General features: G+C 69.2%; 20 protein-coding genes. 13 read left to right on the top strand and 7 right to left on the bottom strand.

The features are described from left to right. Window positions 1–1,196: DUF222 domain-containing protein (locus ACIA03_RS21235; protein WP_396986154.1), on the bottom strand; the 1,196-nt coding region annotated here is incomplete at its 3' end. 402 nt (window positions 1,197–1,598) lie between these two features. Next, window positions 1,599–1,757, bottom strand: a complete 159-nt coding sequence (locus tag ACIA03_RS21230; RefSeq protein ID WP_396986152.1) for a hypothetical protein — start codon at window positions 1,755–1,757, stop codon at window positions 1,599–1,601. A gap of 40 nt (window positions 1,758–1,797) precedes the next feature. Here ACIA03_RS21230 and ACIA03_RS21225 point away from each other — a divergent pair, with 40 nt between their 5' ends. Beyond that, on the top strand, window positions 1,798–2,412 hold the full coding sequence (locus tag ACIA03_RS21225) for a hypothetical protein (RefSeq protein WP_396986150.1): 615 nt from the start codon (window positions 1,798–1,800) through the stop codon (window positions 2,410–2,412). On the opposite strand, the gene ACIA03_RS21220 is transcribed toward ACIA03_RS21225, so the two are convergent. After that, window positions 2,383–3,027 (bottom strand): TetR/AcrR family transcriptional regulator, encoded by a 645-nt coding sequence (locus tag ACIA03_RS21220; protein WP_396986148.1) that lies wholly within the window; start codon window positions 3,025–3,027, stop codon window positions 2,383–2,385. The two genes, ACIA03_RS21225 and ACIA03_RS21220, sit on opposite strands and share 30 nt — an antisense overlap. 66 nt (window positions 3,028–3,093) lie before the next feature. Here ACIA03_RS21220 and ACIA03_RS21215 point away from each other — a divergent pair, with 66 nt between their 5' ends. After that, the gene (locus tag ACIA03_RS21215) at window positions 3,094–4,506 is read left to right on the top strand and encodes an amidase (protein ID WP_396986145.1); all 1,413 of its coding nucleotides are present in this window, start codon (window positions 3,094–3,096) and stop codon (window positions 4,504–4,506) included. An 18-nt stretch (window positions 4,507–4,524) separates the two neighbouring features. Here ACIA03_RS21215 and ACIA03_RS21210 read toward each other — a convergent pair whose 3' ends face one another. Further along, on the bottom strand, window positions 4,525–5,913 hold the full coding sequence (locus ACIA03_RS21210; protein WP_396986143.1) for an aspartate aminotransferase family protein: 1,389 nt from the start codon (window positions 5,911–5,913) through the stop codon (window positions 4,525–4,527). 117 nt (window positions 5,914–6,030) lie between these two features. On the opposite strand from ACIA03_RS21210, the gene ACIA03_RS21205 reads away from it, so the two are divergent. The 6 genes from ACIA03_RS21205 (at window position 6,031) to ispG (ending at window position 16,250) form a co-directional block, all read left to right on the top strand. Continuing rightward, on the top strand, window positions 6,031–7,473 hold the full coding sequence (locus tag ACIA03_RS21205) for a gamma-aminobutyraldehyde dehydrogenase (protein ID WP_396986141.1): 1,443 nt from the start codon (window positions 6,031–6,033) through the stop codon (window positions 7,471–7,473). A gap of 141 nt (window positions 7,474–7,614) precedes the next feature. Continuing rightward, the gene (locus ACIA03_RS21200) at window positions 7,615–9,663 is read left to right on the top strand and encodes an acyltransferase family protein (protein WP_396986139.1); all 2,049 of its coding nucleotides are present in this window, start codon (window positions 7,615–7,617) and stop codon (window positions 9,661–9,663) included. Between the two features lie 258 nt (window positions 9,664–9,921). After that, a complete protein-coding gene (locus ACIA03_RS21195) occupies window positions 9,922–12,546 on the top strand; it encodes a substrate-binding domain-containing protein (protein ID WP_396986137.1) in 2,625 nt (874 codons plus the stop codon). 50 nt (window positions 12,547–12,596) lie between these two features. Continuing rightward, on the top strand, window positions 12,597–13,706 hold the full coding sequence (gene dxr, locus ACIA03_RS21190; RefSeq protein ID WP_396986135.1) for a 1-deoxy-D-xylulose-5-phosphate reductoisomerase: 1,110 nt from the start codon (window positions 12,597–12,599) through the stop codon (window positions 13,704–13,706). Then, window positions 13,703–15,061 (top strand): M50 family metallopeptidase, encoded by a 1,359-nt coding sequence (locus ACIA03_RS21185; protein WP_396986133.1) that lies wholly within the window; start codon window positions 13,703–13,705, stop codon window positions 15,059–15,061. The genes dxr and ACIA03_RS21185 overlap by 4 nt, the downstream gene beginning before the upstream one ends. A gap of 22 nt (window positions 15,062–15,083) precedes the next feature. Then, window positions 15,084–16,250 (top strand): flavodoxin-dependent (E)-4-hydroxy-3-methylbut-2-enyl-diphosphate synthase, encoded by a 1,167-nt coding sequence (gene ispG / locus ACIA03_RS21180; RefSeq protein ID WP_396986131.1) that lies wholly within the window; start codon window positions 15,084–15,086, stop codon window positions 16,248–16,250. Between the two features lie 203 nt (window positions 16,251–16,453). Here ispG and ACIA03_RS21175 read toward each other — a convergent pair whose 3' ends face one another. Both ACIA03_RS21175 and ACIA03_RS21170 read right to left on the bottom strand, forming a co-directional pair. Then, window positions 16,454–16,867: a hypothetical protein gene (locus ACIA03_RS21175; protein ID WP_396986129.1), complete on the bottom strand. Its 414-nt coding sequence runs from the start codon at window positions 16,865–16,867 to the stop codon at window positions 16,454–16,456. After that, window positions 16,864–17,019, bottom strand: coding sequence for a hypothetical protein (locus tag ACIA03_RS21170; protein ID WP_177191407.1), 156 nt, complete (start codon window positions 17,017–17,019; stop codon window positions 16,864–16,866). The genes ACIA03_RS21175 and ACIA03_RS21170 overlap by 4 nt, the downstream gene beginning before the upstream one ends. Window positions 17,020–17,241: 222 nt before the next feature. Between ACIA03_RS21170 and ACIA03_RS21165 the strand changes: the two genes are divergently transcribed. From ACIA03_RS21165 to ACIA03_RS21150, 4 genes are all read left to right on the top strand, one after another. Beyond that, window positions 17,242–19,248 carry a hypothetical protein gene (locus tag ACIA03_RS21165; protein ID WP_396986126.1) on the top strand — a complete coding sequence of 669 codons (2,007 nt, stop codon included), beginning with the start codon at window positions 17,242–17,244 and terminating at the stop codon, window positions 19,246–19,248. Continuing rightward, complete coding sequence (locus ACIA03_RS21160; protein ID WP_396986124.1) at window positions 19,232–20,011, top strand: SDR family NAD(P)-dependent oxidoreductase; 780 nt, start codon at window positions 19,232–19,234, stop codon at window positions 20,009–20,011. Before ACIA03_RS21165 ends, ACIA03_RS21160 begins: the two co-directional genes overlap by 17 nt. Before the next feature lie 126 nt (window positions 20,012–20,137). Further along, window positions 20,138–20,797, top strand: coding sequence for a hypothetical protein (locus tag ACIA03_RS21155; RefSeq protein ID WP_396986122.1), 660 nt, complete (start codon window positions 20,138–20,140; stop codon window positions 20,795–20,797). Between the two features lie 56 nt (window positions 20,798–20,853). Further along, on the top strand, window positions 20,854–21,699 hold the full coding sequence (locus tag ACIA03_RS21150) for a GNAT family N-acetyltransferase (protein ID WP_396986120.1): 846 nt from the start codon (window positions 20,854–20,856) through the stop codon (window positions 21,697–21,699). Window positions 21,700–21,712: 13 nt separating this feature from the next. On the opposite strand, the gene ACIA03_RS21145 is transcribed toward ACIA03_RS21150, so the two are convergent. After that, window positions 21,713–22,711, bottom strand: a complete 999-nt coding sequence (locus ACIA03_RS21145) for a hypothetical protein (RefSeq protein WP_396986118.1) — start codon at window positions 22,709–22,711, stop codon at window positions 21,713–21,715. Between the two features lie 91 nt (window positions 22,712–22,802). Between ACIA03_RS21145 and ACIA03_RS21140 the strand changes: the two genes are divergently transcribed. Continuing rightward, a complete protein-coding gene (locus tag ACIA03_RS21140) occupies window positions 22,803–24,563 on the top strand; it encodes a proline--tRNA ligase (protein ID WP_396986116.1) in 1,761 nt (586 codons plus the stop codon). Window positions 24,564–24,571: the final 8 nt, after the last annotated feature.

Genomic DNA, 24,571 nt, shown 5'->3' with positions numbered 1-24,571 from the left:
CCGGACGATAAGTGCGAGCCATACCGAAGTATTTCGCAGCACACGCCAACCATCACGGACCCGACTCGGCGATTTTCAAATCGCGACAGCCACCACGCTGCGGGTGCGTCGCAGTCTTCGGCCTGGCAGCACTTGTCGCGTAACCGGAGGGCGCGGTGTTGGATCGGGTGCGCCAGCCGGGCGGTGCGGCCGAAGTCGAGGATCTCGGAGTCGGTGCCCAACACCACCGGCACCAGATCCGCGTTGCACGTCATCCGGCGAGCCTCAGCGGCGGTGATCTGCTCCCCATCGAAGCCGAGCGCGGCGGTGCCGAGGTCGTTGCGGAGGTCCTCGACGCTCATGGTGATGAACACCGTGGTGCCGTGGCCACCGTGCCTGGGGAGCTGGTCGACGTCGTAGGTCTCGACCACGCGAGCGAACGCCTGACCCAGCAACCGGTCATAGGGGGCTCTGCGGCCCTTGTCCTCGGCGGAGAGCTTCCGGGGCTGGGCCAGGGAGTCCAGCAGGGTCCGCAGCCGCATCCCGACCGCACGGGAGACGCGGGCGTGGATGTCGATGGTGCCGTCACCGTTGTCGCGGGAGGAGAAGAAGGTACGCCGCTGGGCGTGCTCCTCCTCCCGCTGCAAAGCCTTGGCTTCGACGGCTTCGAATCGTTCCGGGTCGATCTCGGCGAGGATCCGGCGTCCGACGATCTTCAGCTCGTTCGCCGTCAACCGGGTCGCGTAGTCCACGAGCAGCTTCTCGGCCAGGATCAGGTCCTCGCCGCTGGCGGCGGGGTCGTTCTCGATCTGGTCGAGGGCCTGGGTGATCACCCGGGCCTTGTCCTGGGACACCACACCCTCAGCGAGGCCGGCGGCGACGAGGTCGTACTTGGTCACCGCTGCCGCGAGCTTCACCTGCGAGCGAGCCACGCCCTTGTCGACCAGGAGCTCGGTCCGCATCCACCCGGAGGCGTCTTTCGCGCCGGTCTCCTCAGCGATGTCGCCGGCCGTGGCGAGCACCCGCAGCTTCAACGCGGCCTGCTGGGCTTGGAGCTTCTCCAGCCGTTCGAGCAGGTCCTTCTTCTGCCCGGTGCGCCAGTAGGCGGGGTCGCTGGCGAGGAGCTCGTGGAGGGCGGATTCGATGGCGGTCAAGGCAGCGTCGATCGCATCGCCGGGGTTGGTTCCCCAGTGGTCGATCTCGCGGCCGAGACTCATCGCGTTCCCTCTCAGAGGTGTGCTGTGATGGGTCTGATTTTACGCTTCGAACGCGCTCATGACTATCTATTTTCCCTGGTCAAATTCCTTATTAGCGGTGAGCGAACGGCCTCGTTCTTGTGGATGGTAAGTGGCCCGAAGGGCCACCCTCCACCCCCTCGACCTCAACGTGTCGCGTACGAATTTCTCCGCGCCACACCCGGGCCGCCGCCCCGATAGCCAGCGAAATCTTTTATCGATCTGGTCCGGAGTCCAGGACCGCGAAGCGGCCGGCGAAGCCGGCGCCCGAAGGGCGTCCTTGACGCCGGTCCAGATCGATAACACCCTCACAACAGGGTCGGCGGCCCACCCCAACCACTAGAAACAGTCAGCGACAGGGTCCAAGAGGGAGACCAAGAAGCCCTAAGCCGCCGGATGCTCGTACGCCTCCGCGACCCGCTCGCGGAGCTTCGCGTGGATCTCCTCCGGCGTGCGCTGCGTACGCTGGCGGTGGTTGCGCGCGATGATGACACCTGTCGCGGTGACCCCGGCCAGGCCGGCGAGGCCGACGATCTTCCACACGCGTGCACTGCTCCAACCCATTGAGGACCCCCTGCTCGAGATGTCTGACGACACCACTATCTCCCTCGAAGACGCCGTGGACCAGACCCGCACCGGTGATCTGTGGCTCTTCCGCGGCCGTTCGGTCGCCGACCGGGCGATCCGGGTGCTCAGCAACGCCCCGGTCAACCATGTCGGGATGGCGGTCGTGCTCGACGACCTGCCGCCGCTGATGTGGCACGCAGAGCTCGGCAAGGGGCTGCTCGATCTCTACACCGGCACCCACCAGCGTGGCGTACAGCTGCACGACCTACGGGCCGCGGTCGAGCAGTGGGCCGGCCGCTACGAGCAGCAGGTGTGGCTTCGTCAGCTCACCGCCGACATCGACCGCACGCGCGAGGACGCCCTGCTCCGTACGATCGCCCGCCTCGACGGCACCCCGTTCCCCTCGACGGTCGCGCTGGCCGGACGCTGGGCGCGGGGGAGGATCCGGTCGAAGGCCGGGCTCGAGCAGGTCTTCTGCGCCGAGGTCGTCGCTGCGACCTACCAGGAGATGGGCCTGCTCGGCGACGAGCGGCCCACCAACTACTACGACCCGGGTCGGTTCTGGTCCGGCGACCATCTGACCCTGCAGGACGGCGCGGTCCTAGGGAGCGAGGTACGCGTCGTCGGCTGACCCGCGGTCGGCGAGCCGGAGGGCGACCTCGATCTCCCCGCTCTCGACCAGGGTGCCGATCACGAGGGCACGCAGCCCGCGCAGCAGACCGTCGGGATCGACCAGGCCGGGGGCCGCGAGGGCGTGCAACAGATAGCCGTGCACGAGGGCGAGCACGGAGCCGGGGTCGGTCCGGGTCGCTCCGGCGACGGTCGCCGCGCGGTCCGCGACGGCGCGCCCCGCGGTGAGCACCTCGGCAACCACCGGCCGGAAGTCCGGGTCGCGGGCGGCGTGGAGCAGCCCCTCCAGGAACGCGAGCGCGTCGGTCGGCGGCGACGTCAGCGCCGTCACGAACGCCTCGGCCATGGCGTCGGTGCCGGGCGAGGTCTCGGCGAGCTCGTCGGCGAGCGTACGCAGCCGGGCGACGTCCTCGGCCACGCCCGTACGCAGCGCCTCGGCCGCCAGGTCGGTGATCGAGTCGAAGAAGTAGCCGACGGTCGCCAGCGGCAGCCCGGCGCGCTCGGTCACCGCGCGGTGGGTGACCCCGGCCATGCCCTTCTCCGCGGCCACCTCGATCGTGGCGCGGACGAGCGCGTCGCGTCGCTGCCTGGCGCTGTCGCCGTGCCGTCGTTTCATGGGAGCCAGCATAAAGTGTGGAAGATCTTCTAGACTTTTCGGAGCGGATCCAGCACGCTGTCCGGCATGACCGCACCGGCCCGCGTACACGCCTTCACCGACGACGCCCTCGCCGACCACGACGCCGTCGAGCTCGCCCGCCTCGTCCGGACCGGCGAGCTGAGTTCGGCGGAGGTCGAGGCAGCGGCGGTCGCCCGGCTGCGACATGTGGCCCCGGAGCTGCACGCGATGGCGTACGAGGCCTACGACGCGCCCCGTCGCGCGGACACCGACACGGGGTTGCTGCACGGCGTGCCCACCCTGCTCAAGGACAACACCGACCTGCTCGGGATGCCGACCAACCATGGCTCGGAGGCGTTTCGGGCGCGCCCGGCCACCCGCGACGGGCGCTACACGACCCAGTTCCTCAGCACCGGGATGACGGTGCTGGGCAAGAGCCGGATGCCGGAGTTCGGGCTCAACGCGACGACGGAGTTCCGCAGCGGGCCGCCGACGCCCAACCCCTGGAACACCCGACACTCGGTCGGTGCGTCCTCCGGCGGGGCGGCGGCCCTGGTCGCCGCCGGGGCCGTTCCGGTCGCGCACGCCAACGACGGCGGCGGCTCCATCCGGATCCCGGCCGCGGCCGCCGGCCTGGTCGGCCTCAAACCCAGTCGCGGGCGGCACATCGACGGTGAGACTGCCCGCACGCTGCCGATCAACATGGTCAGCGAAGGCGTGCTGACGCGCACCGTACGAGACACCGCGACCTTCCATGCCGCGCTCGAGCGGCACTGGCGAAACCCTGCTCTTCCGCCTCTCGGGCTGGTCGAGGGTCCAGCGCGGCGCCGGCTCCGGGTCGCGATGATCATGGAGTCGGTGACCGACGCCGTCGTGGACACGCCGACCAAGGCGGCCGTGGAACGGACCGCCACCCTGCTCGAGGAGCAGGGCCACAGCGTCGAGCCGGTCCCGATCCCCGTCGACGCGCGCTTCGGCGACGACTTCCTCAGCTACTGGGGCCTGCTCGCCTTCCTCGCCGGCAACCTGGGCCGCCTGACCATCGACCGGACCCTCGACACCGCTCGCCTCGACGGGCTCACCGACGGCCTGCGCCGTGCCTTCACCGCCGGTGGCTGGCGACAGACGCCGGCGGCACTGCTCCGCCTGCGGCGGGCCGCGGCGGCGTACGCTGCGGTCTTCGACCATCACGACGTGGTCCTGTGCCCGGTCGTCGCCGGGGTCACCCCGCCGCTGGGCCACCTCTCCCCGAACGTGCCGTTCGAGGAGCTCGTCGACCGGCTCCGGCGGCACGTCGCGTTCACGCCGCTGCAGAACATCACCGGGGCGCCGGCGATCTCGCTGCCGATGGCGCTCAGCGAGGACGGGCTGCCGATCGGGGTCCAGCTCTCGGCGGCGTACGGCGACGAGCGGACCCTCCTCGAGCTGGCCTATGCCCTCGAGGAGCAGTCGCCGTGGCCCCCCATCCAGGACAACTGAGTCAGCTCTGAGACGTCCTCAGAGCATCGTCGAGGCCTTCTCCAGCACCCGGCGCAGGATCTGCTCCATCTCGTCGAACTCGGCCTGACCGACGGTGAGCGGCGGGGAGAGCTGGATGACGGGGTCTCCGCGGTCGTCCGCACGGCAGTAGAGACCTTCGGACCACAGCGCCTTGGAGACGTACCCGTACAGGATCCGCTCGCACTCCTCCGCCGTGAACGTCTCGCGAGTCCCGCGGTCCTTGACCAGCTCGATGCCGTAGAAGTAGCCGGTGCCGCGCACGTCACCGACGATCGGCAGATCCTTCAGCTTCTCGAGCGTGGCGCGGAAGGCGGCCTCGTTGCGACGTACGTTGCCGAGCAGGTCCTCGGCTTCGAAGAGGTCGAGGTTGGCCAGCGCCACCGCGGTGGAGACGGGGTGACCGCCGAAGGTGTAGCCGTGGTAGAAGGTCTCCTCGCCCTCGAGGAAGGGCGCCATCAGCCGGTCGGAGATGATCGTGGCGCCCAGCGGCGCGTATCCCGAGGTCAGCCCCTTGGCCGAGGTGATGATGTCGGGCACGTAGCCGAACCGCTCGCAGCCGAACATCGTGCCGAGCCGCCCGTAGGCGCAGATGACCTCGTCGGAGACGAGCAGCACGTCGTGCTCGTCGCAGATCTCCCGCACCCGCTGGAAGTAGCCCGGGGGAGGCGGGAAGCAGCCGCCCGAATTCTGCACCGGCTCGAGGAAGACCGCGGCGACGGTGTCGGGGCCCTCGGCGCGGATGGTGACGTCGATCTGGTCGGCGCACCAGCGGCCGAACGCCTCCGGGTCGCTGCCGTCCATCAGCCCGCCGGTGATCTCAGAGGCCCGGTAGATGTTGGTGTTCGGCACCCGGAAGGTCGAGGGCACCAGCGGCTCGAACGGTGCCTTGATGTCGGCCAGACCGGTGATCGACAGCGCGCCGTGGGTGGTGCCGTGGTAGGCGATGTTGCGCCCGATCACCTTGTGCTTGCCCGGCTTCCCGCGCAGCTTGAAGTAGTTCTTGGCGAGCTTCCACGCGGTCTCGACGGCCTCGGAGCCGGAGTTGGTGAAGAAGACGCGGTTCAGATCGCCGGGAGCGAGCGAGGCCAGCCGGGCGGCGAGCTCGATCGCCGGCTCGTGGGCGTAGGACCACAGCGGGTGGAAGGCCAGCTGCTTGGCCTGCGCAGCGCCGGCCTCGGCGAGCTCGGCACGCCCGTGGCCGACCTGGGTGACGAAGAGTCCGGCGAGACCGTCGAGGTAGCGGTTGCCCTCGATGTCGTAGATGTAGGCGCCCTCGCCCCTGGCGATGATCGGCACGTCGGCCTCGGCGTAGCTCGAATGCCGCGTGAAGTGCATCCAGAGGTGGTCCTTGGCGTCGCGCTGCAGCTGCTCGTGGTTGCCGGTCATGACTCCATGGTCACCTACCGCATCTTGCTTTCGCAAGCGAATCCGTTTCAAAGGGCGAATATCACTGCGGATTCAGTTGTGACATCGCTGTTACAGGAAGGAGTTAGTCTCTACCGCATGGCCGACCAGACCTTCAGGAACGTGATCGCGGGCGAGCTGTGCGAGGCAGCCGACGCCGCGACGTACGACGTCGTCGACCCCGCCACCGGCGAGGTCTACGCGCAGGCCCCGATGTCGACAGACGCCGACGTCGACAAGGCGTACGCCGCCGCAGCAGCGGCCTTCGAGACCTGGGGCGAGACCACGCCCCAGGAGCGCAGCCTGGCCCTGCTCCGGATCGCCGACGCGATGGAGGCCCGGGCCGAGGAACTGACCGCCGTGGAGGTCAAGGACACCGGCAAGCCGTTCCAGCTGACGCTGGAGGAGGAACTGCCCCCGACGATCGACCACTTCCGGTTCTTCGCGGGCGCCGCGCGGACCTTGGAGGGAAAGAGTGCGGGCGAATACATGACGGACCACACCTCCTGGATCCGCCGCGAGCCGATCGGCGTGATCGGGCAGGTCACGCCCTGGAACTACCCCCTCGCGATGATGTCGTGGAAGATCGCCCCGGCCCTCGCCGCCGGCAACACGGTCGTGCTCAAGCCCTCCGACACCACCCCGGCCAGCTCAGCGCTCCTGGCCGAGCTGGCCCAGGAGTTCCTGCCGCCCGGGGTGCTCAACCTCGTCACCGGCGACCGCGACACCGGCCGCACGCTGATCCGCCACAGGACGCCGCAGATGGTCGCCATCACCGGCTCGGTGCGCGCCGGCATGGAGGTCGCGGCGAGTGCCGCACAGGACGTCAAGCGGGTCCATCTCGAGCTCGGCGGCAAGGCACCGGTGATCGTCTTCGACGACGCCGACATCGACAAGGCGGTCGCGGGCATCGCCGCGGCGGGCTACTTCAACGCCGGCCAGGACTGCACCGCGGCGACCCGCGTGCTGGTGCAGCAGGGCATCCATGACGAGTTCGTCGCCGCCCTCGCCGAGGCGGCCCGCAACACCACCGTGGGGCTCCCCGGCGACAACACGGACGTCGGCGCGCTCAACAACCCCGGCCAGCTCGCCCGCGTCAAGGGCATGGTCGACCGGCTCCCGGACCACGCCACGATCGCGGCCGGGGGAGCGCCGGCGCGGGTGGAGGGTGGCGAGAACGGCTACTTCTACCAGCCCACGGTCCTGGCCGGTCTGCGTCAGGATGACGAGCAGATCCAGCACGAGATCTTCGGTCCGGTGATCACCGTGCAGCGGTTCGCCGACGAGGCCGAGGCGCTCCGGTGCGCCAACGACGTCGACTACGGCCTCGGCTCGAGCGTGTGGACCAAGGACCACGCCACCGCGCTGCGGGTCAGCAAGCGCCTCGACTTCGGCGTGGTGTGGATCAACACCCATATCCCCTATATCTCCGAGATGCCCCACGGCGGCTTCAAGCACTCCGGCTACGGCAAGGATCTCTCGGTCTATGGGTTCGAGGACTACACCCGGATCAAGCACGTGATGTCCTTCATCGGCGAGTAATCCGCTAGACAAACATGTGAGCGTGCGACCCTCGATGTGCGGGCCGGAGGCGTCCGTGAAAGCATCGAGGACCGTTTCGCGTACCTCCGCGGCACGGACCCAGCAATGGAAGTCGATCCCCCCACACGAGGTGCACCCCACATGTCAGCCAAGCAATGGCGGACAGATGTCCAAGGTCTCCGGGCCGTCGCCGTAGGCCTGGTCGTCGCTGCCCATGCCGGGATCCCGCACACCGAGGGCGGCTTCGTCGGAGTCGACGTCTTCTTCGTGCTCTCCGGCTTCCTGATCACCACGCTGCTGCTGCGCGAGGCCGGTGAGTCCGGCACCGTCAGCATCCCGCAGTTCTATGCCCGCCGTGCCCGGCGCATCCTGCCGGCGGCCACGCTGGTGATCCTGGTCGTCCTGGCGTACGCCGCCTGGCAGCTGCCCGCCACCCGGCTCACCGACGCGGCCCGAGACGGCACCTGGGCGGCGTTCTTCCTGGCCAACGTGCACTTCGCCGCTGAAGGCGTGCAGTACTTCCAGCCCAGCGAGCCCTCGCCCTTCCAGCACTACTGGTCGCTCTCGGTCGAGGAGCAGTTCTACCTGGTCTGGCCGGTGCTGGCGCTCCTGCTCATCCCCAGGCTCGGCCGGAAGGGCTTCACGATCGTCGCCGCGGTGATCGCCGTCGCGAGCCTGGCGTGGTCGGTCCACGCCACCGGTGAGAACCCCACCGCCGCCTACTTCTCCACCCCCGCCCGTGCCTACGAGCTCTCCGCCGGTGCGCTGCTGGCCTGCTGGGGCGGCCGGCTCAAGGGGGCGGCCAGCATCGTGGCCGGCCTCGGCGGAGCGGCCGCGATCGTCGTCTCCACCGTCGTGTTCAGCGAAGCCACCCCGTTCCCCGGGTGGCAGGCACTGGTGCCCACCCTCGGCACCGTCGCGCTGCTCGCCTCCGCCGCCGACGCGCCGACCGCGAAGCTGCTCGCGCTCCGCCCGCTGCGCTATGTCGGCGACATCTCCTACTCGCTCTACCTGTGGCACTGGCCGCTGGTCGTGCTCGGCCCCGAGCTTCTCCACCTCGGCAACGCGGCCCTCGAGATGACGGTCGCAGTCCTGGCCGCGTTCGTGCTCTCCGCGCTGAGCCACCGCTTCATCGAGCTCCCCTTCCAGCGCAAGCAGGTGCCCGTGCTCTCCCACGGGCTGCGCTCGCTGGCCCTGTGGCCGGCCGCGCTCGTGCTCGCGGTCGGCAGCGGCTGGCTGACGACCGGCTATGCGGCGTACGCGGAGAGGGAGCGGGCCGCCGAGGCGCAGGCGTGGTTCGCGGCCAACGAGGTCCCCACTGGGCCCACAGAGGGCGCCGCGGAGACCGGCGGCCCGCCGCAGGTGCAGCGCGAGCTCCGCGCCGCCCTCGAGATCGCCGACCGCGGCGGCCCGATCCCACCGGCCGTGATCGGCCAGGACGTCACCGATGACCGGTGGCAGAAGTCCTACGGCGACTGCTACGCCAACTACGGGGACACCCGCGCCGCCGACTGCACCCTCGGTGACACCGATGCAAAGAAGACCGTCGCCGTCGTCGGCGACTCCCATGCCGGGATGTGGCTGACCGCCTTCGACGAACTCGGCAAGGAGAACGGCTTCCGGGTCGTGCCGGTCGTGAAGGTCGGCTGTGCGCCCTACCCGGTCCAGCACCGCGGCAAGAGGATGACCCAGGCCGAGTGCGACGACTTCCGCGACTGGTCCGCGGACCGTCTCGAGAGCCTGGACCCCGACGCGATCGTGTCCACGGCCCGGGGCCAGCTCTTCATGCCCAAGACGTATGACGGGATGAGCCGTGACGAGCAGTGGTCGCGAGCGGTGCGCAGCACGGTGAAGGTCTATCGGGAGATCTCCCGCAGGGTGATCGTCCTCGGCGACGTGCCCAAGGTCGACCACAATCCCGCCGACTGCCTCAGCGCCGCGGAGGCCGACCAGCGTTCCTGCCTCAGCGACCCGGACTCGCGCGAGACCAGCAGCAACGAGCTCACCCAGGCGGCCCTGAAGGGCACTCGGGCGGCGTACGTCGACACCCAGCGTTTCGTGTGCGCCGACGACCGCTGCCCGCTGGTCGTGGGGGAGAAGGTCACCTACTACGACGACTCGCACCTGACCCAGTCGTGGGTCCGCCACGTCGCTCCTCGGCTCGGTGTCATCCTCGAACCGCTGATCTGACGCGGATTTAACTGGGACACAGGTTTCAGGGTTTGCTTTCGCGTGCCTCTTTGTGGCTTAATTGTGGCCAGACGTTGCAAAACGTTTCATGCACAGCCCTGGACCCGTGGGGGAGTCCGGGGCTGTTGCTATTTCCAGGGCGTTTCGTGGTCGCCCGAACGGGCCCAACTTGACGGCACGCGGTTTATTCGTCCTCCGAGTCGAATAACCTTCACTAGACTCCCGGCCGGTCGAATCGATGCCTGCAAGGAGAGTCAGATGGACCAGTTGCGGGACCTGATGGGCGTCAGGCCCTGGGCGCGGACATCGCTCATCGGTGGCGTCGGCATCGGCGTATCCGCGTTCGTCCAGGCCGCGCTGCTGGGACGGGCCGAGCCGCTCACGATCGCCATCGGCGCAGGTTGCGTCGTCCTGTCGGTGGTCCTGTACGCAGTGCTGGCATGGCGTCGACGGATCGAAGACCTGATCCCGGACGCCTCGCCTGCCATCAAGATGACAGCAGTGGTGAAGGGTCAGCCCGGCGCGCCCGAGCCCGGTTACGCGTTCCCGGTGACGAAGCGACATCTGATGACCTCGAAGACCGTCGTGCTGGCGGCGAGTGGAGGAGAGCCGGTCTCGGGCGGGCTGTTCCTCGAGGTCACCTGGAAGTTTCCCGAAGAGTCCCGCAGGGTCGCGGTGACCTCGGTCTCGGACAGCTACGTCCTGCTCACGCTGGTGCCCGAAGCCAAGCTTCCGCGCAAGGTGAAGCTCGCCCCGCTGGTCCGCAGACACTCCGAGAACGCGCTCCTGGTCGCTGAGGCGTGGCACCAGAACGGCAACAGAAGGATGGGCGGTCGCGCTCATCATGTCGATGAGCGCGACCGAGTGGTCGACCTCGAGGCCACGTCTGCGACCGGGGAGGAGATGGTCGGCGCGCCGCTGGTCCAGGAGGGAAACAGGAGGGTTGCCGGGCTGCTCGACGGAAAGGACAGCCTGGGGCCTCGCTACCTGCCGTTGACCCAGGAGAAGGCGCGTACGTTGGTGGGCGAGGCCTCCTGGTGGCGGAGCACCGGCTGGCTGGTTCCGGCGGCGGTCACAGCGATCGTCGCGTTGGTCGCCGTTCTGCTGCCGATCCTGTGGAACGGCGACTTCGGCGGCGGACTCGGGGCGGCGTCGTGTGAAGGTGAGGCGACGACGCTGAGAGTCGTGGCCAGCACGGAGAAGGATGGCCTCATCAAGGACCTCGCCGCTGACTTCGAGGATCAGTACCAGGACGAGGACGGCGCCTGTGCCGACATCGACGTGATCGGCGTCAACTCGGGCGAAGCGGCCGAGGCGATCGCCGACGGGTGGGTTGCGCCACCCGACGACCGGCTGGAGTGCCCGGTCGACGACCCGGAGGACTGCGACGTCGTCGAGGCGCGCAAGCCGGACCTCTGGCTGCCGACCGAGTCGGTCTGGCCGGAGCTCCTGGCCGCAGGCGAGCTCGGTGAGAACGGCGCCGACGAGCTGGCCCAGAACGACGGCGAGTGGACCTCGGTCGCCTCCTCCGTCCTGACGATCCTGATGCCTGCGGGGAAGCGGGAGAAGCTCTCGGGCTCGCCCGACTGGGACGAGCTCCTCACCAAGGCCGCCGGTGGCGACCTGTCGATCGCGATCGACGACCCGATCGGCTCGACCTCGGGGATGGCGACCTCGGTCGCCCTCAACGAGGCGCTGGTCGCCGACCACGACGAGGAGGACGCGGTCGGGCTGCTGCGCGACGCGATCGCCTCGGTGCCCGATGAGCTGGCCGGCGAGGACATCACCCGGCTGATGAACCGCGTCTACCAGAACCCGGACCTGCTCGCTCAGATGGATGCCGTGGTGGCCCAGGAGCAGACCGCCTACCTCTACAACTGCCAGGACCCGCTCGGCTCCGACGACTTCTCCTGTCGCGACACGGTCGACGAGGACCGCCGGATGGTCGCGGTGAGCCCGGACGACACGATCTACGCGTTCGACCACCCCGCGGTCCCGATGGCCTCGCTCGACTCCGACGAGGCCAAGCGGACGGTGTCGGAGGCCTTCGTCGAGTATCTGAGGACGAAGCAGGCGCAGCAGGAGTTCCGAGCCTGGGGCTTCCGTGCCGCCGGTGAGCCGGAGAAGGTCACCGATGAGCTCGAGGACGTGGTCGGCGCCGCCGACGTCAAGACCGTTGCCCCATGGCCGGAACCGAAGCGGGTCAACAAGTGGCGGCACCAGTGGCAGAACGTACGCCTTCCCGTACGCGTCCTGCTCTCCGTCGACACCTCGGGCTCGATGGAGCAGATCAGCGGTCAGGACCGCCGGGTCCGTCTCGACGGGTTCACCGACGCCTGCACCGACGAGACGACCGACAACCCGACGTATCTCCAGGTCGCGAAGAGTGCGGCGCTCAACGCCATCGGGGAGCTCAAGGACGGCCGCGACTCGGTGGGCCTGGACTGGTTCCCGCCCGCCGGCAAGGACACCGCCACCGAGATCGAGCCGCTGAGCGGCACGACCCGTGCGCGGCTCGAGCGGGAGATCTGTGCGCTGGCTGCCTTCGGCGAGACGCCGTTATACGACGCGATCCGCGACGCAAGCGCCTCGATCAACGCTTCCGAGACCGAGGTCTCGGACCGTACGGTGATCGTGCTCCTCTCCGACGGCGGCCAGAACCCGCCACAGAGCCTCGACGCGCTGATGGACGAGATCGGCGGTGAAGGCGCGATCCCGGTCATCGCGGTCGGAATCGGCGATCAGGCACCCATCGACGTGCTTGGCAGGCTGACCGGGGAGACTGGGGGAGCGCTGCGCAACCTGAGCGAACCCGCGGACGTGGCCAACCTCGACCGTGTCCTGGTCGACGTCTTCCAGGGGCTGGCTGGAAAGGTCTCCTGACGAGACCCGCCGCTTGGCGCCTTCTCAGTCTCTCCTGGGAGGATGGGCGGGTGAACGATCAGCGACCACGCGACGTGGTGATCCTTGGCTCGACCGGGTCCATCGGCACCCAGGCGCTCGACCTGGTGCGCGCCAACCCGGATCGGTTCCGGGTCGTGGCACTGACCGCGGGCGGGTCGAACAAGGAGCTGTTCGAGGCCCAGGTGGCCGAGTTCGCGCCCAAGCTCTCCGGGCTGGGGGAGGAGGCCTCGGTCGAGGCTGCCGCCCAGCCGGCCGACGTGGTGCTCAACGGCATCACCGGCGCCGTCGGGCTCCGTCCGACGCTGGCCGCGCTGGAGGCCGGCAACACGCTCGCCCTGGCCAACAAGGAGTCGCTGATCATCGGCGGACCGCTGGTCAAGCGGGTCGCGCGCGAGGGGCAGATCGTCCCGGTCGACTCCGAGCACTCCGCGATCGCCCAGTCGTTGCGTGCCGGGCGTGCCGAGGAGGTGCGCAAGCTGGTGCTGACCGCGTCCGGCGGCCCGTTCCGTGGCCGTTCCCGCGCCGAGCTGGCCGAGGTCACCCCGGCAGAGGCCCTCCGGCACCCCAACTTCGCCATGGGCCGGGTGATCACGACCAACTCCGCCACGCTGGTCAACAAGGGGCTCGAGGTCATCGAGGCCCACCTGCTCTTCGACGTACCCTTCGACCGGATCGACGTCGTCGTCCACCCACAGCAGTACATCCACTCCATGGTCGAGTTCACCGACGGCGCCGTGGTCGCCCAGCTCGGGCTGCCGACGATGCTGGTGCCGATCTCGATGGGGATGGCCTGGCCCGATCGGGTGCCGGACGCCGAGACCCCGATCGACTGGACCAAGGCCGCCGACTGGCGCTTCGAGCCGCTCGACGACGAAGCCTTCCCTGCGGTGCGGCTGGCCCGCGAGGCCGGCACCCGCGGCGGCACCCACCCCGCCGTCTACAACGCCGCGAACGAGGTCTGCGTGGACGCCTTCCACGAGGGCCGGATCCCGTTCACCGGCATCGTCGACACGATTGCTGAGGTGATGGCAGCCCACCACGGCGTACGCTCGGAAGGCAGCCTCACCATCGAGGATGTGCTCGCCGCCGATGCCTGGGCGCGCGAGGAAGCCACTCGGATGCTGGAGACCCGTCGATGAGTGTTCTGCTGTACACGCTGGCCGTGATCGGCTTCGTCGTCGCGATCCTGGTCTCGATCGGGCTCCACGAGCTCGGCCACATGATCCCGGCGAAGGCGTTCGGCGGGAAGGTCACCCAATACTTCATCGGCTTCGGGCCGACGGTGTGGTCCAAGCAGGTCGGTGAGACGGAGTACGGGCTCAAGGCGATCCCGCTCGGTGGCTACGTCAAGATCGTCGGCATGCTGCCGCCCGGCGCCGACCAGCTGGGGGAGCGCACCGAGGACGGCGCCCTGAAGGTGCGCAAGTCCAACACCGGTATGTTCACCCAGCTCATCAGCGACGCCCGCTCGGCCGAGTGGGAGCTGATCCGTCCCGAGGACGAGCCGCGCCTCTTCTACAAGATGTCGTGGTGGAAGAAGGTCATCGTGATGGCCGGCGGTCCCACGGTGAACATCGCGATCGCGTTCTTCGTGCTGTGGGGCGTCTTCGGCATCTACGGGGTCCGCGAGAACGTGGTGAACGAGGGGCATCCGGTCGTCTCCAGCCTGCAGGAGTGCCTGCTGAGCTGGGAGGACCAGGGCCGCGAGTGCCGCCAGAGCGACAAGCCGACGCCGGCCGCCGACGCCGGATTGAGGCCCGGTGACGAGCTGGTCTCGTTCAACGGCACCGAGCTGACCTCGTGGTCGGTCGCCCAGAAGCTGATCCGCGACAACATGGACGGCGACGCCACCATCGTGATCAAGCGCGACGGTCGGGAGATGACGCTGCGCACCCAGACGGTCGTGCAGGAGCGCGTCAAGGACGTCAACGACACCAGTGCAGACCCGGAGACCGCCAAGGTCGGATTCTTCGGGATGTCTCCCGAATCGCACGTGGTGACCACGAAGGAAGGGCCGGTCTACGCGCTGAAGGAGATGGGTTCGATGGCCGAGAACGCCGTCCACTCGCTGCTCCGGCTCCCGGTCAAGGTCTGGCACGTCGCGCTCGCGATCGTCGGCGTCGAGGAGCGCGCGGCCGACAGCCCGATGAGCATCGTCGGGGGCGGCCGCATCGCCGGCGAGATCGCCGCCGACGACGGACTCCATGTCGGCGAAAAGGTCGCGAGCTTCGCGTTCCTGGTCGGCGGATTCAACCTGTTCATCGGCATCTTCAACTTCGTCCCGCTGCTGCCGCTCGACGGCGGTCACATCGCGACCGCACTCTGGGAGGGCATCCGCCGCGCCTTCGCCCGGGTCTTCCGGCGGCCCGAACCGGGACATGCCGACCCGGCGAAGCTGCTGCCGGTGGCGTACGTCGTGGCCTCGGCGCTGCTGGTGATGGGTGTTGTCCTGATCGTCGCCGACCTCGTCGTCCCGCTTCATCTCCAGGCCTGACCCGCACGTAGAATCGGTAGACATGACGTCGATCCCCACGCCGACAAGCCTCGGTATGCCGGAGGCACCCGCCCCGGTGCTCGCTCCTCGCCGCAAGACCCGCCAGATCAAGGTCGGTTCGGTGGGGGTCGGCAGCGAGAGCCCCATCTCCGTGCAGTCGATGACGACCACGCTGACCTCCGACGTCAACTCCACCCTGCAGCAGATCGCCGAGCTCACCGCGTCGGGCTGCGACATCGTCCGGGTGGCGTGCCCGAGCCAGGACGACGCCGACGCGCTGCCGGCGATCGCGAAGAAGTCGCAGATCCCGGTGATCGCCGACATCCACTTCCAGCCGAAGTACGTCTTCGCCGCCATCGAGGCCGGCTGTGCGGCCGTCCGGGTCAACCCGGGCAACATCCGCAAGTTCGACGACCAGGTCAAGGAGATCGCGGCCGCGGCCAAGGACCACGGCACGAGCATCCGGATCGGCGTCAACGCGGGGAGCCTCGACAAGCGGCTGCTGGAGAAGTACGGCAAGGCCACCCCCGAGGCGCTCGTCGAGTCGGCGATCTGGGAGGCGAGCCTCTTCGAGGAGCACGGCTTCCAGGACTTCAAGATCTCGGTCAAGCACAACGACCCGGTCGTGATGGTGCGCGCCTACGAGCTGCTCGCCGAGGCCGGCGACTGGCCCCTCCACCTCGGTGTCACCGAGGCCGGACCGGCGTTCCAGGGCACGATCAAGTCCTCGGTCGCCTTCGGCCACCTGCTCAGCCAGGGCATCGGCGACACCATCCGCGTCTCGCTCTCCGCGCCGCCGGTCGAGGAGGTCAAGGTCGGCATCCAGATCCTGGAGTCGCTCAACCTCAAGCCGCGCCGCCTCGAGATCGTCTCCTGCCCGTCCTGCGGCCGCGCTCAGGTCGACGTCTACACCCTCGCGGAGCAGGTGACCGCGGGCCTCGACGGCCTCGAGGTCCCGCTGCGGGTCGCCGTCATGGGCTGCGTCGTCAACGGGCCCGGCGAGGCCCGCGAGGCCGACCTCGGTGTCGCCTCGGGCAACGGCAAGGGCCAGATCTTCGTCAAGGGCGAGGTCATCAAGACCGTCCCCGAGGCCGCCATCGTCGAGACCCTGATCGAGGAGGCGATGAAGATCGCCGAGGGCATGGAGCCCGTCGAGGGCGCTGGGGCGCAGGTGTCGGTCAGCGGCTGACTGGGTGGATGTTCACCGAGGTAACTCGGTGAACGGTCGCTCCCTTCGCGGAACTCCACGAGGGAAGTGCGCACCGAGCGAGTTACCTCGGTCAGCATCCCGCGGCTCCCACGCAAGAAGGCCCGGTCCGAACCTCGGACCGGGCCTCTTCGTCTGCTCCGCGGCGTCCCCCTCGCGTACGTCGCGAAACTGTGTCGGCGGTATCACCAGTGCATCAGCCTGGAGACCACGCCGAGGAACCCGAGGTGGAGCAGCGCTCCGAGCGGGTCCGTGGTGACCAGGTGGCCCCAGGCGAGTGCGGCCTGGCCCATCTGGGTTCCGAGGGCCGTGGCGAAGCCGTCCAGTCCGCCGTGGGTCCACAGGTAGACCACGACGAACCGGAGACCCGGCACGACCAGGAACAGGACGAGTGCGGCCTTGACCGGAAGAATCCAGGACAGCGAGCCGCTGCCGGTGGACCTCAGGTTGCTGCTGCGCACCCAGCTGGTCCCGCTGCTGCCGTTGAAGCGGACCTTGGTGCGGCCTGCGGCGGTGGCGACGACGACACCGCGCTTTCCGGAACGGACGCCGCCGCGAGCCTTGACGGTATCGCCGAGGCGCATGAAGTTTCTGGTCATGACAGCGCTCCTTCCGTGAGGACGACGGACACGGACGAGGTGCCGGCGGTTGCCTGGCACGTGGGCGGCTCGGCGCTGAGCAGCTGGTTGAAGCCGAACACGACAAGAAGCGTGACGGCGAAGGTGGCGATGCTGAACTTGTGGTTCCTCATGGTCATCATCTCCTTCAGCGGTGGGGCCCGTAGGTGGGGCCGGCGCTGTCCCTGATGGGGACATCTCCAAGGTGGCGGAGGCCACATGTGTCTCGCCAGAGGGCGGGCGGGAGTGGGGACGATGTGAAGACAGTCCCAGGTGAGTTGGGACGTTTCTGGGACAGAATTGGGACGCCTGCGGGATACTCTCAACCGCGAACGCGGGCGACTCGGCGAGGGGCAATGACCGACGAATCTCTCTCACCAGAGCAGTTCAACAGCGAATTGCGCGCCTGGGTCCGGCAGGTGACCGGAAAAGCTGATGGCGGCGCCGGTGTGGCGATGGCCAGGAGCACCTTCTACCGGCGTACGTCCGGCTCGAAGCTGATGCCGCTCGACGAGCTCATCCGCGTCGTCGGAGGGTCGGTGCCCCGCACCCTCGACCCGGCCCATCGCGGGGAGTGGATCCGGAAGAACACCGGCATCTGGCAGGCGAAGTGGTGGAAGGCGTACGCCTGGCGCGATGCGGCCGCGGAGCCGCCCGGTCCCGTGCTGGCCCCCGCGCTCGCGGCCCCCGCGCCTGCGTCGGCCACCAGCTCCCGGCTGACCTTCCCCCGAGCGCGGGTGGCGGCGCTGAGCGGACTGATGACCGAGCAGGCCACGATCCCGCTCGTCGAGGCGCTGGGCAGGTGGCTCGAGAACACCGAGTCCAACCTCTTCTTCCTCACCGGCCCCTCGGGCTCGGGCAAGACGATCGAGGTCAGGGAGTGGACCTCCTCGAAGGAGCAGGTGCGCTACATCAGCCTGCGCGACGGCGCGGTCGACTACGGCGACCTGGTCGGCGAGGACCGCTCGCCGATCGTCATCGACGACTTCGACCTGATCTCCTCCAGCGCCGAGGAGCACGGCGTCACCCGCCCCGACCTGAGCGAGCTGCGCTCGGCCTTCGGCCGGGGCGGCCGCTTCGTGGTGATCAGCAAGCGCAACCTGCAGACCGAGCGCGACGAGCTCGCCGAGCAGCTGCGCAGCCCGGCCAGGCTGGAGGACCTCGGCGTCGAGGCGCCGATGGTCGTACGCGTCGAGCCGATCTCCCCGGTCGAGGTGCGCGCCCTCGGCGAGGAGCGCGGTGGCGACGACAAGCTGCGCAACCTGGCCGCGGAGATGGAGCGCGGCGGCGGGTTCTTCCCCGCGACCCCGATGGTCCTCAAGCAGCTCTACGCCTCCGTCGAGGAGGGCGTGGCGGCTCCCCGCACCCAGTGGGACGGCTACACCGTCCATCTCAAGCACGTCTGCGGTCAGCCCTGGGACCGGAAGAGCTCACGCATCCCCAGCCGGGTGCGGTTCCAGACCTACCGTGACATCGCCTGGGACCTGTTCACCGGGATGGACGAGCCGGCCTCGCAGGAGCAGGACCTGATCCCGGTCCCGCGCGTCTCGGAGTGGCTCTTCGCCAACCTGCAGCGCGACCTCGACATCACCCGGCAGCGGGACTTCCTGACGTACGAATGGATCGCGGACCTGCTCGACCACTCCGAGGTCTTCGGGGTGACCGGACGGACCAGGGATGGGGTGGAGTCGGCGGAGTTCGCCCACGAGACCTTCTACCAGTACTTCGTGGCCGAGGGCATCCGCGACCGGCTGCGCGACGGGCACGGCATGGCGCTGGACGGTGCCCGCTTCGCCGACATGCACATGGGGCCGTTGGTGATGACATTCCTGAAGGCCGGGTTCCAGCCCGGTGACCTCGACGCCGTGGCCCGGCTGAGCGTACGCGAGAGCCTGTCGTGGATGGACCGGCTGATCTGCCTCTACCTGACCGAGGAGCGCGAGGACTACGGCGACCTCCTCGACCAGGCGCCGGAGCGCTACTGGGACGAGCTGGAGTTCGTGCTCGAGGCGTTCCGGTCGTTGTTCCTGCGCAAGGCGGCGATGTTCCAGCTGATCCTGCGGGGCCGAGTGCCGGTCGACGGCTATCTCGAGATCCTGGACCGCGAGGAGGATCCGGGGGCGGTCGCCCGCGAGCGTGACGTGCTGGGCTGGGGCACCGACATCACCGAGGCGCTGGTTCGCCGGCTGCACCATCCGGTCCTGGCTCCGGCGATTCCGATTACCGCATACCGGCTCGGGCAAATGGGTGATATCACTTGCCTGAGCCATCTCGAAGGTCTCACTGATCTGCCACCCGCCCATCAGGATGTGGTGAGGTCGGCGATCCACCGGATCAAGGAGCGCCATGAGCACAGCGTCTGAGTCAGGCACCCCGCCGCGACCTCCCGTGCTCGTCCTCGGCGCGACCGGCGACCTCGGCAGCGCGGTCGCGCGTCGGCTCACCGCGGAGGGCACCCCGGTGATCCTGCACGCCTACAGCCGCACCACCGAGCTGGCCTACCTGGCCGACGAGACCGGTGCCGTCGCCCGTGTGGACGGCGACCTGACCACCGACGTCGGCGTGGACGCCCTGGCCGAGACGCTGGCCGGGTTCGAGACGCTGTCCGGGCTCATCAACTGCTCCGGCGTCAACCCCAGCCCCGACACGGTCGCCGAGATCGACCGGTCCGAGTGGCAGCTCACCCTCGACCTCAACCTGACCTCGGTATGGCGCACGGCCTCGCTCGCGCTCCCGAAGCTCCGCGCGGCGCGGTCCGGGGCGGTCGTCCTGGTCAGCTCCGTCTTCGGGATCCGTACGCCGTCGCGACGGGCCGCCTACGGCGTGTCCAAGCACGCGCTGACCGGGCTCGCCCAGGCGATCGCGCAGGAGGAGGAGGGCATCGTCCGGGCCAACGTCGTCGCTCCGGGCCCGATGTGGAGCGAGTCCTCCCGGCAGGTCTTCGTCAAGCACGCGCGCAAGGAGGGGGTGACCGTCGACCAGTACATCTCCTACCGGGCGGCGCGCATCCCCGGCCACCGGTTCGTCACCGCCGACGCCGTCGCGAAGGTCTGCGTCTTCCTCGCCTCCGATGTCTCCGGCGCGATCAACGGGCAGTGCATCGTCGCGGACGGCGGGGAGTACTGACGTACGCGCGACGCGACCCGAAATCTTCAATTCACACAAGATGCCGGTGATGCGCGGTCGCTCTGCTTAGGCTTCGCCTAGCGCCTCCACACGCCTACTTCCTCCCTTCTCAGACTGGCGACAACAGTGACCAATTTCTGGCTTGCCATCGATCACGCGGACGACGCGCTGTTCCGCACCCCGGACTCCTCCGACATCAGGCCCGGCATCCTCGATCTGGTGGCCGACACTCCCGGCTGGGGCATCGTCGTGCGTCCCGCGCAGGGGCACGGCGACGTACGCCGCGAGCTCGCCTGCGCCGGGCTCCCGGACATCGACGCCGTCGATGAGCTCGTCGTCCCGGAGAGGTCGACGGACGCGGTGAAGGTCGGGTTCGACGACCGCCAGGCCGCCTGCGCGCCGATGGCGCTGGCCATCCTGGAGCGCCTCCCCGGCTACGACCGGGTCTTCCTCGAGCCCTACTGCACGACGCCGGGCTGCCTCGACGATCTGGCCAGGCTCGCCACGCGGTCGCGCTGCGGCGGCATCGTGCTCAAGCTCAAGGTCAACGACGAGGGTCTCGCAGCCATCGACCGAGCCGACATCGCCCGAGCTTCCTGGGTCGCGCGCTCCGACGGGATGGGCTGGGACGACTTCAGCGGGCGCCTGCCGCAGGTCCGCGCGCTCGGCGCGAGCGGTGTGATGGTGGGCCGGGCGGTCTGGGGGGACACCGGCGAGGCCGGTCAGGACGTACGCCTCAAGACCATCGGCGAGCGCATGCACACGATCGAACGGATCTTTGCCTGATCCGGCCAGCGAGCCGCAGGGCGACGTACGACCAGATTGGCCCTAGGCTCGGTGACATGCTCACGACGCGCCAAGGGATCCGCCCGCTGCATGCGGGTGATCTCGGTGCGTTCCTGGAGCTGACCGCCCAGGATCCGGTGGTGAACGTGTTCGCGGAATACCGCGCCCGCACCACCAACCTCGAGCCGCGCTGGCTCGGCGGTGAGATCTGGGGGCGCTGGGACGGCGGCGACCTGGTCGCGGCCTGTCACGTCGGCGCCAACCTGGTCCCCATCCAGGCCACCGAGGACGACGCCTTCGCGTTCGGTGAGCGGGCCCGCAGCCGCGTACGCACCGTCTCCACGATCGTCGGGAGACAGCCCGCGGTCCGGGCGCTGTGGGGGGCGATCGGCGAGTCCTGGGGCGAGCCACGCGACCAGCGCTGGGAGCAGCCCCACCTCGAGCAGCAGCTGCAGAGCCTGGTCGACCCCGACCCGTTCGTACGCCGCACGGTCCGCGCCGACATGGAGGTCCTCTACCCGGCGTGCGTGGCGATGTACACCGAGGAGGTCGGGATCTCGCCCGAGACCGGTGGCGGCCGCGACCTCTACCGCGCCCGGGTGCTCCAGCTGATCTCGCGGGGCTGGTCCTTCGCGCGGATCGAGGACGGCGAGGTCGTCTTCAAGGCCGAGGTCGCCTGCGCGACCCCCGAGGCCGCCCAGATCCAGGGTGTCTGGGTGCCCGCGCACCGACGCGGCGAGGGCCTCGCCGCCCGCGGCATGGCCGCGGTCTGCGACATCGTCCGCAACGAGATCGCCCCACGCGTCTCCCTCTACGTCAACGAGTGGAACGCCCCCGCGCGTCGTGCCTACGAGCGGGCCGGCTTCCTCGAGACGGCCCGCTTCTCCACCATCATGTTCTGATCGAGCTCCGCTGTCAGTACGCCCGCCAGGCGCGCTCGCACTCGGCGCCCTCGCACCGCACCAGCCAGTTGATGCCTGTCTGGGGTGCGGACTCGAGCAGGACCCGGGTGCTGTTCTCCCAACCGTGCACCCAGACGCCGTTGGGGTTGCGGTAGGTCGCCAGCAGCGTGCCGCGGACGCTGCGGCGCTGTACGACCGAGCTCACGTCTCGCCACGGGATCGCGTTGGTGGCGATCCGGGCACCGTCGGGCGAGAAGGCCCCGACCGCCTCCGCGCACGATCGCCACAGCGCCGTGCCCGGCTGGGAGATGGTCGACACGACGGTGCAGGCGTCGGTGTCGTACGGCTTGTCGGTGTAGGTGGCCAGCCGGTCGATGCCGAAGGCGCCGGCGTAGGCTGCCCGCGAGGCGATCGTCCGGATCGTGCCGGTCTGCCAGTTCCACGTCATCGTCCGCGCCGGGGAGAACCCGCCGAGAAGCACGCGGGTGCCGCTGACGTCGATGGGGTTCGGTTCGGTCGTGTTCCGGAAGGTGTGCCGGGCGAGGACCGCACCGGTGACCGCGTTCCGGACCTGCAGCTGCGTGCCGCTGGAGACGAAGGTCGTCATGAGCAGGTATCGATTGTCGGCCGACAACCTGCTCCAGGCCTGGTAGTGGAGCCCGTCGAAGATCGTGCGCTGCGGCCTGTCCAGCTCGACCCGGATGATCCGGTCGCTCCGGTTGCCGATCCGCAGCAGGAACCCGCTGCCGGACCTGCCCAGGAGCATGACCGAGTCGGTCACGTCGATGCCGGCGATCGGGGTCTTCATGCCCGTCTTCGGGTCGACCACCGACCAGGCGTCCTCCGAGGGATGGTGCAGGTAAGGGATCGTGGGTGCGCTGCCCTGCGGCAGCGTCCAGGGGCGTACGTCGACGGTCGGGGCCGCCGCAGAAGCCGGTGACAGGAGCGTCGCCGGGAGCATGAGAGCAGCAAGGATGGCCGTGGCCAGTGCCGGGATTCGGATACCTCTCATGAAGGTAAAGATGCGCGGGGTGCCGCCGGGGTTGCAACGCCAATTCCAACCGGTTCGCGGGAGCGGTCCGGTGCGCCGTACGCTTGCCCGCATGATCGCCCGTATGTCGACCCTTTTCGTGCGGACCCTGCGTGAGGATCCCGCCGACGCCGAGGTCGCGAGCCACAAGCTGCTTGTCCGTGCCGGCTACATCCGCCGCGCCGCTCCGGGGATCTACTCCTGGCTGCCGTTGGGCCTGCGCGTGCTCGGCAAGGTCGAGGGGATCATCCGCGAGGAGATGGCCGCGATCGGCGCCCAGGAGGTGCACTTCCCGGCGCTGCTGCCCCGTGAGCCCTACGAGGCGACCGGCCGCTGGACGGAGTACGGGGACGGCATCTTCCGGCTCAAGGACCGCAAGGACGCCGACTACCTGCTCGGGCCCACGCACGAGGAGATGTTCACCCTCCTGGTCAAGGACCTCTACGGCTCCTACAAGGACCTGCCGCTGGCGATCTACCAGATCCAGACGAAGTACCGCGACGAGGCGCGTCCGCGCGCGGGGCTGCTGCGCGGCCGTGAGTTCATCATGAAGGACTCCTACTCCTTCGACGTCTCCGACGAGGGGCTGGCCGCGGCCTACGAGGCCCACCGCGCCGCGTACGTGAAGGTCTTCGACCGCCTCGGGTTCGAGTACGTCATCGTCAAGGCCACCTCCGGCGCGATGGGCGGCTCGGCCTCCGAGGAGTTCCTGGCCGTCTCCGAGGCCGGGGAGGACACCTTCGTACGCTCGCCCGGCGGCTACGCCGCGAACGTCGAGGCGGTCACGACGCTGGCCCCCGAGGCGCTCTCCTACGAGGGGGTGCCGGCTGCCCATGCCGAGGACACCCCCGACACCCCGACGATCCAGACCCTCGTCGACCACCTCAACGAGGCGTTCCCGCGGGAGGACCGGCCCTGGGAGGCCGGCGACACGCTGAAGAACGTGCTGGTGATGCTGCGTCACCCCGACGGCACCTCCGAGCCGCTGGCCATCGGCCTGCCCGGCGACCGTGAGGTCGACATCAAGCGCCTCGAGGGCCAGCTGGAGCCGATCGAGGTCGAGCCCATGGACGACGTCGAGCTGAAGAAGCACTCCTCGCTCGTGAAGGGTTACATCGGGCCCGAGGCGCTCGGCGAGAAGTCCGAGTCCGGGATCCGCTACCTGGTCGACCCGCGCGTGGTCACCGGCACCCGCTGGGTCACCGGCGCCAACGTCGAGGGCAAGCACGTCATCGATCTCGTCGCCGGCCGTGACTTCACTCCCGACGGCACCATCGAGGCCGCCGAGGTGCGCGAGGGCGACCCGGCTCCCGACGGTTCGGGCCCGTTGACGCTGGCGCGCGGCATCGAGATGGGCCACGTGTTCCAGCTCGGCCGCAAGTACGCCGACGCGCTGGGTCTCCAGGTGCTCGACGAGAACGGCAAGCTCGTCACCGTCACCATGGGCTCCTACGGCATCGGTGTCACCCGCGCCGTCGCCGCCATCGCCGAGGGCACCCTCGACGACATCGGCCTCGCCTGGCCCCGCAACGTCGCTCCGTACGACATCCACCTGGTCGCGACCGGCAAGGACGCCGCCGTCTTCGAGGCCGCCGAGAAGCTGGCCGGTGAGCTCGAGGCCGCAGGCATCGACGTGCTCTACGACGACCGTCCCAAGGTCTCGCCCGGCGTGAAGTTCAAGGACGCCGAGCTGATCGGTGTGCCGACCATCGTCACCGTCGGCAAGGGCCTGGTCGAGGGCAAGGTCGAGGTCAAGGACCGCAAGAGCGGCGAGCGGGCCGAGATCGCCCTCACCGACGCTGTCGCCCACCTGACCGAGGTCGTCCGCGGCTGAACCACTCG

Source organism: Nocardioides sp. NPDC051685, from assembly GCF_044453405.1.
Taxonomy (GTDB): Bacteria; Actinomycetota; Actinomycetes; order Propionibacteriales; family Nocardioidaceae; genus Nocardioides.
Note: the sequence above shows the minus strand (reverse complement) of the source record. Positions and strands in the feature narration are given on the sequence as shown.

Coding starts and splice junctions, on each gene's coding strand:
- ACIA03_RS21205 (WP_396986141.1), top strand. CDS start 6,031: ATGGCCGACCAGACCTTCAGGAACGTGATCGCGGGCGAGCTGTGCGAG.
- ACIA03_RS21210 (WP_396986143.1), bottom strand. CDS start 5,913: ATGACCGGCAACCACGAGCAGCTGCAGCGCGACGCCAAGGACCACCTC.
- ACIA03_RS21170 (WP_177191407.1), bottom strand. CDS start 17,019: ATGAGGAACCACAAGTTCAGCATCGCCACCTTCGCCGTCACGCTTCTT.
- ACIA03_RS21175 (WP_396986129.1), bottom strand. CDS start 16,867: ATGACCAGAAACTTCATGCGCCTCGGCGATACCGTCAAGGCTCGCGGC.
- ACIA03_RS21195 (WP_396986137.1), top strand. CDS start 9,922: ATGGACCAGTTGCGGGACCTGATGGGCGTCAGGCCCTGGGCGCGGACA.
- ACIA03_RS21185 (WP_396986133.1), top strand. CDS start 13,703: ATGAGTGTTCTGCTGTACACGCTGGCCGTGATCGGCTTCGTCGTCGCG.
- ACIA03_RS21200 (WP_396986139.1), top strand. CDS start 7,615: ATGTCAGCCAAGCAATGGCGGACAGATGTCCAAGGTCTCCGGGCCGTC.
- ACIA03_RS21165 (WP_396986126.1), top strand. CDS start 17,242: ATGACCGACGAATCTCTCTCACCAGAGCAGTTCAACAGCGAATTGCGC.
- ispG (WP_396986131.1), top strand. CDS start 15,084: ATGACGTCGATCCCCACGCCGACAAGCCTCGGTATGCCGGAGGCACCC.
- ACIA03_RS21150 (WP_396986120.1), top strand. CDS start 20,854: ATGCTCACGACGCGCCAAGGGATCCGCCCGCTGCATGCGGGTGATCTC.
- ACIA03_RS21220 (WP_396986148.1), bottom strand. CDS start 3,027: ATGAAACGACGGCACGGCGACAGCGCCAGGCAGCGACGCGACGCGCTC.
- ACIA03_RS21140 (WP_396986116.1), top strand. CDS start 22,803: ATGATCGCCCGTATGTCGACCCTTTTCGTGCGGACCCTGCGTGAGGAT.
- ACIA03_RS21215 (WP_396986145.1), top strand. CDS start 3,094: ATGACCGCACCGGCCCGCGTACACGCCTTCACCGACGACGCCCTCGCC.
- ACIA03_RS21225 (WP_396986150.1), top strand. CDS start 1,798: ATGTCTGACGACACCACTATCTCCCTCGAAGACGCCGTGGACCAGACC.
- ACIA03_RS21145 (WP_396986118.1), bottom strand. CDS start 22,711: ATGAGAGGTATCCGAATCCCGGCACTGGCCACGGCCATCCTTGCTGCT.
- ACIA03_RS21160 (WP_396986124.1), top strand. CDS start 19,232: ATGAGCACAGCGTCTGAGTCAGGCACCCCGCCGCGACCTCCCGTGCTC.